At 38.5% G+C, this 10697-nt stretch carries 8 protein-coding genes, 1 pseudogene and 1 riboswitch; all 9 genes and pseudogenes read left to right on the forward strand.

From position 1 onward, the window contains the following. Positions 1 to 548: pseudogene (locus GH808_RS14435) on the forward strand (IS4 family transposase); the annotation flags it as partial. Beyond that, positions 545 to 1513, forward strand: a complete 969-nt coding sequence (locus tag GH808_RS14440; protein ID WP_186843490.1) for a glycosyltransferase family 4 protein — start codon at positions 545 to 547, stop codon at positions 1511 to 1513. The pseudogene GH808_RS14435 and the gene GH808_RS14440, both read left to right, overlap by 4 nt. 56 nt (positions 1514 to 1569) lie before the next feature. Next, positions 1570 to 2499 carry a glycosyltransferase family 2 protein gene (locus GH808_RS14445; RefSeq protein ID WP_186843491.1) on the forward strand — a complete coding sequence of 310 codons (930 nt, stop codon included), beginning with the start codon at positions 1570 to 1572 and terminating at the stop codon, positions 2497 to 2499. A 36-nt stretch (positions 2500 to 2535) separates the two neighbouring features. Next, on the forward strand, positions 2536 to 3699 hold the full coding sequence (locus GH808_RS14450) for a glycosyltransferase (protein WP_186843492.1): 1164 nt from the start codon (positions 2536 to 2538) through the stop codon (positions 3697 to 3699). A 144-nt stretch (positions 3700 to 3843) separates the two neighbouring features. Then, the gene (locus tag GH808_RS14455) at positions 3844 to 4953 is read left to right on the forward strand and encodes an O-antigen ligase family protein (protein WP_186843493.1); all 1110 of its coding nucleotides are present in this window, start codon (positions 3844 to 3846) and stop codon (positions 4951 to 4953) included. Positions 4954 to 5003: 50 nt separating this feature from the next. Beyond that, on the forward strand, positions 5004 to 5912 hold the full coding sequence (locus GH808_RS14460) for an ATP-grasp fold amidoligase family protein (RefSeq protein WP_243166237.1): 909 nt from the start codon (positions 5004 to 5006) through the stop codon (positions 5910 to 5912). Between the two features lie 68 nt (positions 5913 to 5980). After that, complete coding sequence (locus GH808_RS14465; protein ID WP_186843494.1) at positions 5981 to 7444, forward strand: hypothetical protein; 1464 nt, start codon at positions 5981 to 5983, stop codon at positions 7442 to 7444. A gap of 50 nt (positions 7445 to 7494) precedes the next feature. Further along, positions 7495 to 8679 carry a CapA family protein gene (locus GH808_RS14470; RefSeq protein WP_243166238.1) on the forward strand — a complete coding sequence of 395 codons (1185 nt, stop codon included), beginning with the start codon at positions 7495 to 7497 and terminating at the stop codon, positions 8677 to 8679. A 57-nt stretch (positions 8680 to 8736) separates the two neighbouring features. Beyond that, positions 8737 to 10194: a lipopolysaccharide biosynthesis protein gene (locus GH808_RS14475; RefSeq protein WP_186843495.1), complete on the forward strand. Its 1458-nt coding sequence runs from the start codon at positions 8737 to 8739 to the stop codon at positions 10192 to 10194. Between the two features lie 155 nt (positions 10195 to 10349). Next, positions 10350 to 10425: riboswitch (cyclic di-GMP riboswitch) on the forward strand. Positions 10426 to 10697: the final 272 nt, after the last annotated feature.

Here is a 10697-nt window from a genome sequence, read left to right on the forward strand (position 1 = left end):
TACCTGAACATACACCCAGAAACCAGTTTGGTTCCATCATTGTAAAAACGAAAACCGGGATTCCGGTTAAACTGGTTTTTGTCAGAAACCGCAATAACAAAAGAGACTGGCTGACGGTACTCAGTACCGATTTATCACTCTCAGACGAAGAAATCATCCGCATTTACGGCAACCGGTGGTCGATAGAAGTTTTCTTCAAATCCACCAAGTCCCTGATGAAGCTTGGCACCGAATTTCAGGGGCGAAGCTATGACATGATGATCAGCCACACAACCATTGTTTTCACCCGATACATCCTGCTGGAATGGCTTCGTCGAAACGAAAATGATGATAAAACCTTGTGTGAATTATTCTTCAGACTTTGCGATGACATTCAGGATATGGCACTCTCAACCGCTCTTCAAAGTCTGATGAGCTTATTTGTCGAACAATTAAATTCGGTAGGCTCGAGAAAGTCTACGCTGTTAAAAAATCAACTCCAACTATGGATTGACTCTCAGGCCTCTTTTATTAAGGCTTTGTTTGGTCAATTGGGCTGGGAAAGTTGAGTAATATCATAACTCATCATATTGACCTGGATCGAAATCCGTATAATTTCAAACAGAATCGCATCGCCTACAAACAAATGTTGAATTTAATAAGAGAAGAAAAATTTGATGTTATTCATTGCAATACCCCAATCGGAGGACTGCTTGGAAGACTGTGCGGGAAAAAAGCGAAGGTACCGAAGATAATCTATACAGCCCACGGCTTCCATTTTTATCAAGGTGCGCCGTTGATAAATTGGTTGTTATATTTTCCGGCTGAGCGCTTTCTGGCAAGAGATACAGATGTTTTAATCACGATGAATAAAGAGGATTATGAAAGAGCCAAAAAATATTTTAATAGCTGTCAGCTAGAGTACATTCCCGGAATAGGGATAAACACTCAAGAAATTGAAATTGACCGAAATAAAAAAAGACCGGAGCTTCAAATTCCGGAAGAGACGATGGTCCTGCTGTCTGTTGGTGAAATGATAGAACGGAAGAACCATGAAACGGCATTGCGAGCACTGGCAAAACTAGAAAATCAAAACTATCTGTATTTAATATGTGGAAGAGGAAAACTCGAAAGTTATCTTAAAAAACGGGCTGAAGAACTAGGGATCGAGGACCGGGTTAAATTTCTTGGATTCAGAAATGATATTTCAGAAATCTGCATAGCATCCGATATTTTCGTCTTTCCATCTTTTCAAGAAGGATTACCGGTGGCAGTCATGGAAGCCATGGCGGCAGGTCTTCCGGTTGTAGGCTCGTCGATACGGGGAAATGTTGACCTGATCCAAAATGGTGAAGGTGGATTCTTAATTAAGCCAAATGATATTGAAGGATTTTCAAAAAGTATCGATGAAATCATGCGTGATTCAGCGTTGAGAAGAACGATGGGTTTGAGAAATTTGAATGAAGCAAAGAAATACGATGTCGAAATCGTTAAAAATAGAATGCAGGAAATCTACAATAGCGTATTGGCATAGGAATGCGGTTGCCAATGGCTTAAAATGATCGTAAAGTCAAGTGAGGTTGTGCTGATATGAATAATTCAAATGAAAAAATATTGATCAGCATTGTCATTCCCACGTATGAGAGACCGATTTACTTGAAGCGTGCAATCGACAGTGCGCTGGCGCAAGATTATAAGAATACCGAAATCATCGTGGTGGATGACAATGATTCAGATAGTGATTACAGGATTGAAACGGAGAAATTACTCAATAGCTATTCTTCGGTTAAAAATGTGATCTATCTTAAGCATGAAACGAATAAGAATGGGTCAGCTGCCAGAAATACGGGATTAAAGTTTGCATCAGGACAATATATCATGTTCCTGGACGACGATGATGAAATATTACCTGCTAGAATAAGACTGCAAGTTGATTTGATGGAGCAGTTGGATAATACGTGGGGAGCATGTTATACAAAATACAAAAAAATAAAAGGAAAAGACGATGTACAGATTTCTTCAGAAACCAGGCAAGGTGAACTGTACGTTGAAGCACTGATGAGATCCGTTTATATTGGTTCAGGATCAAATCTTCTGGTGAGAAAGAGCATCGCCGACGAGATTGGCGGTTATGATGAATCTTTTAAAAGAAATCAGGATTTTGAATTTCTGGCTCGTCTCCTTGAGAACTATAAGCTTGCCTATATTGATGAGTGTACCTTAATTGTTCATTACGAAATCAGGGGAAAAAAAGGGACATATGAAGATTCAGTGGCGACTGATACGTTTTATATCAATAAATTCAGGGATAAAATTGACGCAGTATCGCCGGAAAATAAACGCAAGGTATTTGTCATGATTGCACTGGAGCGATTCAGATATTCCGTTCGATTCAATAAGGTGTCGGATGGCTTCAGGAATCTATGGATCAATAACGTGTCTGTAATGGAATTAATAAGATATTGTATCTATGCTATCCATCGCGCAATTACAAAAAAGGCCTATGGATTTAAACTTTAAAATTTTAATCTGATGACGAGACGTGAGGAATGGAAAATGAATAAGAAAAAACACATATGTATAATTACATACGGCTACCCATTTGATAAAAAACCACATTCCTATACGTTTGTGGATAAACTTGTCTGTGCCATGGCAGATCAGGATGTGACGTGTACGGTCATCAATCCGATTGGAAAAACCTTTGATAAAAATAATGAAATGCCCCCGGTTAGATGGAAAAAGAAAACAGCGAAAGGAAACGAAATTGAGTTATTCTGTCCGCGGTATTTGTATTTCTATACGAAGCAAGTGGGAAAATTCAATACCGGAATCTTCACTTTTCATTTGTTCAAGAAGGCGGTAAAGAAGACATTAAAAAAATATCAAATCAAACCGGACTGCTTATATGCACATTTCATTTTTCCGGCCGGGGCTACGGCCGCTATAATCGGAAATGAACTGAAATTGCCGGTGTTTTTTGCCTACGGGGAAAGTACACCATGGGGAATCAAGATATTCGGAAAAAAAAGGCTGAAAAAATACTTTGAAAGCATAAATGGGGTGGTAGCGGTATCCACCGCAAAAAAAAATGAACTGCTTAGCTTTAGTATTGTATCAGAGGATAAGGTTGCAATTTTTCTCAATGCCATCGATGAAACAGTATTTTATCCAAGATCCAGAGAAGCGATGAGAAGAAGATACGGGTTCTCGAAGGAAGATTTCATTGTTGCTTTTACAGGAAACTTCAACGAATCAAAAGGCGTGATGCGTTTGTTGGAAGCGGCAAATAAGGATAAAAAAATAAAACTGGCTCTGATCGGAAATGGAAAATTTAAACCCGAAGGAGAAAATATTGTCTTCAAAGGTATTTTACCTCACAATGAAGTGCCATTAATGCTGAGCGCCTGTGACATTTTTGTTTTGCCCACTCTGAATGAAGGCTGCAGCAATGCCATCATCGAGGCAATGGCGTGCGGGTTACCGATTGTCAGCTCCGACAGAGCCTTTAATTATGATATCTTAAATGAAAACAATGCTATTCTCGTCGAGCCTGAAAATGTCGACGAAATATACGAAGCGATCGCAAGATTGATGAAATCAGCGGAAATGCGGAGTACATTTAGTGAAAAATCGCTTGAAATATCAAAGAAACTCACGATAGAAAAGAGAGCAATCGACATTTTAAAGTGGATGGAAAGCAAGAACAAAACTGATTGATGAAGACATGATCAGTATGAGTAAAAAACACTGGACAGGAGTTAATACATAATGAAAAGAATCAGGTTGAATCACATTATAAATTTCGTAATGTTCATGTATGTACTTAGTCTATATATGTTCACATTCCGGACAGAATGGACAATGTTAAGTAATTCTTTAGCGGCCATATTGATCGGCCTGATTTGGCTGGAAAATATGAAGTTGCGAAAAAAACTGGTGTTCAATAATTTCCTATTCGTTTTCTTGCTGTTTATTATGGCGTGTATGATTTCAGTGTTTTATTCGATTGATCCAGGCGAGTCAGTTGCAAAAGTCCAGACTTTAGTATTAGTCTATATTCTCATGGTATCGCTTATTAATTATATGGATTCATTCGAAAAAATATATTTTATGATGAAATGTTTTGCATATTCAGGCTTTGTGGCAAGTTGCTATATACTAGTCAATGCTGATTTTACGACGTTAGTGAGATACGGAAGCATACTTGGCAATGTAAACGCAATCGGTATGGTTGTTGGAATATCTTCAGTTTTCTGCTTTTACTTTATAATTAAGTCAGAAAAAAAGACCATGAAAGTTTGGTATTTTCTCATTTTACTGACAAATTTTATTGTTATTTTACTTACCGGTTCGAGAAAAGCGTTACTGTTTATAACCATGTCGATCATATTCCTCTTGATATTTCAGGAAAAAGGAAAACTTAGAAGCAAGCTGAAAACAGTACTGGTTTGTGCAGTGATCATCGCGGTGGTGTTTTATGCGATAAATAATGTGCCTGTTTTTTACGATATTATTGGCAAAAGAATGACAAATATGTTCGATTTTGTTTTCGGAGGAGGCACGTCGGAGGGATCCATTAATGTCAGGTCGGGAATGATCTTTTGGGGATGGGAATGGTTTAAAGAAAGACCGTTATTCGGATATGGAATTGACAATTATAAACTGCTGTACAATTCAGTCACCAGCGGCGCGGGTATGTATTCACACAATAATATTATTGAACTTTTAGTTGGAACTGGTATTGTTGGTGCGGTGTTGTATTATCTGGCGGCGTTTATTGTGATTAAAGATATCATTAAAGCATCAAAGCTTGTTTCAAAAACGCTATGTTATTCCTTTTTCGTAGTGATCGTTGGGTATATGTTTATGTCGGTGGCGTTGGTTTTTTATTACCAGAAGCATATCAGCATTATGTTAGCGCTTGGTAGCGTCATTTACCGACTAGCAAAAAATGAGAAACAGCAGGAATGAGTGGACAGCTTATGAATAAGACAGGATAGAAGATTATTGGAGGTGCCAGTTTGAGTGAAAGCAGAGAATCAAAAGGGAAAAAGAAAAAAAACATCATCCGTTATTTTCTGGTATTAAGAATGACAAGACTAATTCCGGATAAAATCTTTATTAAGTTAAAATACAAGGTTGCAATCGGAAAAAAGTTGAATCTTGAAAAACCGGAGACATTCAATGAGAAGTTGCAATGGCTAAAACTGTATGACCGAAAACCGGAGTATACAAAATTTGCCGACAAATATGAGGTAAGAAAATACATTGCCAATGTAATTGGTGCGGAATATCTGATCCCGGTTATTGATGTATTTGACTGTGTTGATCAGATAAACTGGGGTGAGCTTCCCAATGAATTTGTATTAAAATGCGCCCATGGATCTGGATCAAATATAATTTGTAGCGACAAGAATAAACTCGATATTGGACTTGCTGAGAAAAAACTGCGAAAATGGATGAAATATAACTGGTATTGGTTTGGCAGAGAGTGGCAGTATAAGAATATTAAGCCAAGAGTTATCTGTGAGAAATATATGGTGGATGAATCGGGTACTGAATTAAAAGATTATAAATTCATGTGCTTTAACGGGAAAGTTCGATGCACGTTTGTTTGTTCGAACAGAAATACTCCGGGTGGCTCAGAAATAGATATATATGATACAGATTGGAATTTGATGCCTTTTGAAAGAAAGAATCATCCCAATAGCGGAAAAAAAATATCCAAGCCGAAAGAATATGCAAAGATGGTTGAATTTGCGGAAAAATTGACCAGGAATATGTCTTTTGCGCGAGTCGATTTTTATGAAATTAACGGGCATTTGTATTTTGGCGAAATAACGTTTCATCCAGATTCAGGATTTGTTGGCTTCATACCGGAGTCGTATGATTATTTAATGGGAAATTGGATCAAGCTGCCATATCAATAGACTTAAAGGCTGGTGTGGAGTGCTGCATAATGCCGGAGAAAGATATCTAATTGAAAGGAAGCTGTAAGATGGCTAATCTAAAAAAACATCGCAAACAATGGTTTATATCAAACGATGAAAATCTACAATTGGAAAATTTGGCTGATTTCCAGACGATTTCGATCGGCGAGCAGATGGTGCTTCATTATGATCGTGATTTAAAGCTAAGCAATTATGATTGGCCCGATGGAAGAAAAACGCTTGTATTAGGTTTAATCATCGGGATACCGAAATCACCAGAAACCATGCATGATAATTGTGGTCGCTTTGTTGCCATTACCGCTGGAATACTGTCACTCGATGCTACCGGATCGATGGGGGTGTTTTATTCAACTGAAGCCGGAAGTCAAACCTCAGGAATTATCTGCGGATCAAGTTGTGCCCTTATCAGTGAAGTAACGCGACAGCCGCTTTCAGGTCGGGGGCTGGGCGTATCGCGACTGAAAGGTGTTCATCGCATGAATTGGGATCCCTCTCCATTGGCACGCATTGCCAAAATGAAAAGGCTTTTTATCGATCAGGAAATTGATCTTAAAAATGGATCAATCAGCGTATCGCAACGTTTTGTTTTAAAGACGATGAATTCGGAAGAAGGGGCTTCGCGCCTGGCAGAAGAACTTGTCGACATCGCATCGGGACTCAAAAATATCCAAAGACCAATATATTTGGCATTGACTGGCGGGAGTGATTCGCGTACGGTTTTCAGCGCATTGATTAAAGAAAAAATTGATTTTAAAGCATTTACCCTGCTGCTTGATGATGAAATAAGCAGCAGTGATGCAAGAATAGCCGCAGCACTGTGTCAACGATTTGACATCCAACATGAAAGCATTGGTGCTGAAGCTGGTCATGAGGATGAGCTTGACATTTTTACTGAACATTCTGGAGGCTGCGGCGGAGACCGGGCTGATAAATACGTATTGGGAAACTACTACCGGAATCTGCCGGATGATGCCATTGTATTGCATGGGGGCGCATTTGAAATTGGTCAGCGAAGCTATGAAGCAGCTTTCAGGGATGTCAGATTTTCCGATTCAGAGAAAATGGTTATTGACCTTGAGAGAGATTTCGATGAAAAACTTGATGAGAAAGAGCAAAGGGCGCTTAAAGAATGGTTTGTTTACCGAAAAGAGCATTCAATAGAAGGGGTGGATTGGGTGGATAGTTTTTTTATTGATCAACGAAGAGGAGCATGGGGAGCTGCTAACAGACAGGCCGAGGACTGCTTTGCTTTTGATTGGCTTATCTTTGCAAATTCATGGAGCCTGATTGAGGTACTGCTTTCGGTATCGGTTGATGATCGTCGGAATAATGTGATTCAAAAGCGGGCAATGGATCTTTTAGTGCCAGGGATTGTGACAATAGAAGCGATCAATCCTAAAGGCAGTTTGTTCAGAGTCATCCGAAAACTCGGTGCCGTCGAAACGGGAAAGAAAGTGTTGCAGGTAATGCGAAAACGATTAAGAGGGATCATGCCGAGGATCCGGAGATAGGCGAATAAAGTTCATTTTGCGACAGCAAAAAATGAAGAAGCGGATTATCTTTGGGTTATGATGACAAGATCCATGTTCAGATTTTATCAGATAAGGGAGGATGGCAGATGCAACTTCTTATTGCAGGAGATTTAGTACCAACGCTATCAAATATTGAGTTATTTAACAACGCAGACGTGGAAACGTTGCTTGGTGAAAAATTGCTTTCTTTATGGAATTTGGCCGACATCAGAATTTTTAATTTAGAAACGCCTCTTGCAGACCAAAAGTATCCGATTAAGAAGTGTGGGCCAAATCTGATTGCCCCAACAAGTGCAATCAATGGAATTAAGGCTCTCAAGCCAGCATTGATCATTGCAGCGAATAACCATATCTTAGATCAAGGAGAAAAAGGTCTTAAATCAACAGAAAATCTCTTTAAACAGCATGAGATTCCTTATGTTGGCATCGGTGATAATCTGAGTGAAGCGAGTAAGCCTCATATTATTGAAAAGGAAGGCGTCAAAATCGGCATTTACGCCTGTGCAGAACATGAATTCAGCATTGCAAATGAAAAGAACCCGGGAGCAAATCCGTTTGACCCACTGGAAAGCCTTGATCATATACAAGCGCTTAAAAAAAAGTGCCATTTCGTGATAGTATTCTATCATGGCGGAAAAGAACGCTATCAATATCCATCGCCTTACCTTCAAAAAGTCTCCAGAAAGATGACAGAAAAGGGCGCGGACCTGGTAATTTGTCAGCATAGTCATTGCATTGGCTGTTTTGAAAAATATAATCAATCAACAATTATTTATGGACAAGGAAATTTTTTGTTTGATAATTCGGAAAACGAATACTGGAAGACCGGTTTATTAATTAAGGTAGAGATTAAAGAAACGTTCAGCATCGAATACGTTCCAGTTAAAAAAGAAGAAAATGTTGTGCGTCTTGCTGAAGGGACATTAGCAAAGGAAATATTGGAAGGCTTTACGAAACGTTCCCTGCAGATTTTGAATGAAAATTTTGTGGAAAAGGAATATCAAAAACTTGCAGAGAAAAATATAGCGTCATATTTGACAAGATTAACCGGAAAGGGAAAATGGCTTTCGCGTATCAATCGACGAGTGTTTAACAAGACCTTGATTAAACAAAAATATAATAGCAAAAAATTGTTGAGTGTACAGAACATTATTGAATGTGAAGCGCATCGGGAGCTGATACTGGCTGGTTTAAAAGAAAATATCAAAGAATAATTCTTTATCTGCAGCATACCAGGCTGGCATTGGCTGGCTTTAAAGGCGGTTTTGAAATTGAATGAAAATAACATAAAAAACAAAGCAATTTATGCTGGAAAATGGTCGCTCGCTACTGAGGCGGCGGCGAAACTGGTCAGCCCAATTTCGAATATGGTTCTGGCTAGAATTCTATCGCCGGAAGCCTTTGGCGTCGTCGCAATTGCAACGATGATCATGAGTTTTGCTGACATGTTTACGGATGCAGGGTTCCAAAAATATCTGATTCAACACGAATTCAGAGATGACGAAGAAAAATACCAGAATACCAATGTTGCCTTCTGGACCAATCTAGGAATTTCGTTTTTTTTATGGGCGATCATTATTCTTTTCCGTAATCCGATCGCGACAATGGTTGGCAATCCCGGACTTGGCAATGTTATTGCGATCGCCTGTGTGCAATTACTGCTGACATCATTTTCAAGTATCCAAATGGCATTATATCGAAGAGACTTTGATTTTAAAACGCTATTTCTGGTAAGGATGGTTGCGATTTGTGTGCCGTTTACCGTAACAATACCACTTGCATTATCAGGTTTAAGCTATTGGTCAATCATCATCGGTTCAATTGTTGCACAACTCACAAATGCGGTGATACTGACCATTAAATCAAAATGGAAACCGTTCCTTTTTTATAAAATAGCAATACTTAAAGAAATGTTTTCATTCAGCATATGGTCTTTAATTGAAGCTATTTCAATTTGGGCAACATCTTGGATCGATGCCTTTATTATTGGCAGTTATTTTAATTCCTATTATTTGGGATTATATAAAACTTCACAAATGATGGTTAACGCCTTAATGGCCCTTGTCGTTTCCGCAATAATTCCCGTTCTTTTCTCGACCTTATCGCGCTTACAAAATGATGAGATAAATTTTAGAAGAACATATTTTAAAATGCAGCGTCTTGTTTCGGTCTTAGTGTTCCCTATTGGCATCGGGATATATGTTTACCGCGATTTGGCAACTGAAATTATCTTAGGGAGTCAATGGCGCGAAGCAAGCGAGATCATGGGAATTTGGGCTCTGACAAGCGCGGTAATGATTGTACTCGGTCACTTTTGCAGCGAGGTATATCGAGCTAAGGGAAAACCCAAATTATCTTTTCTGGCGCAGGTATTACACTTGGTTTTTCTGGTACCAGTCATTGTGATTAGTTCGAAATTTGGCTTCTGGGTACTCATCTATGCAAGATCATTAGTACGAATGCAATTTGTCCTCGTTCATTTTTTAATTATGAAGTTTGCAATGGGATTTCCAATTTTGGAAACAATCAAAAATGTCTTTCCAACAGCCATTTCAGCGATAATCATGGGAATTTTAGGGTATTATCTACAACAATTGAATCCAAGTATTATTTGGCGAGTTTTTTCGATTGTGATTTGTGCATTGTTTTATTTTGGAATGCTGTCTTTGTTTAAGGATGTCAGAAATGAAATCGTTGCGTTTGCAAGACGATTAATTCAGCGTGCTTAAAAATGAGTGGATTTGCCGTGAACATCAGGTGAATTTTAAATATCTTAAAAATCTAAAAAAGTATTGACTATTGAAAATCACCATGCTACAATTGCGTAACAAATTAGAAAAACATTAAATTATAATAATACAATGAATGTGGCAAGATGAATTTTCAACGACAAAGGCAAACCTGTCGAAAGGCAGGGACGCAAAGCTAAAGGGCCTGTAAAATGGCAGCCAGTTACCGAAAGGAATGAATCACTGATGAAAATCTAATTTACTCAACTTTCCCAGCTTGAAAATTCAGCTGAGACTTTACAACAACACCATCTGCAGCTTCTGAAAAACAGAAGTTGACAGAAAAATGCACCCAATGTCTGATATAATGAAAATACAAAGTAACAAAAATCAGACAGGAAAGGTGCATACCACTATGATAAACCAAAACAACCCATCTGAACAGACAAATATTGCATTTTTAAAAGCTTTTAAAGCATTGAAACTGACAGGATTACTCAGAG

The organism is Acetobacterium fimetarium (genome assembly GCF_014284475.1).
Taxonomy (GTDB): domain Bacteria; phylum Bacillota; class Clostridia; order Eubacteriales; family Eubacteriaceae; genus Acetobacterium; species Acetobacterium fimetarium.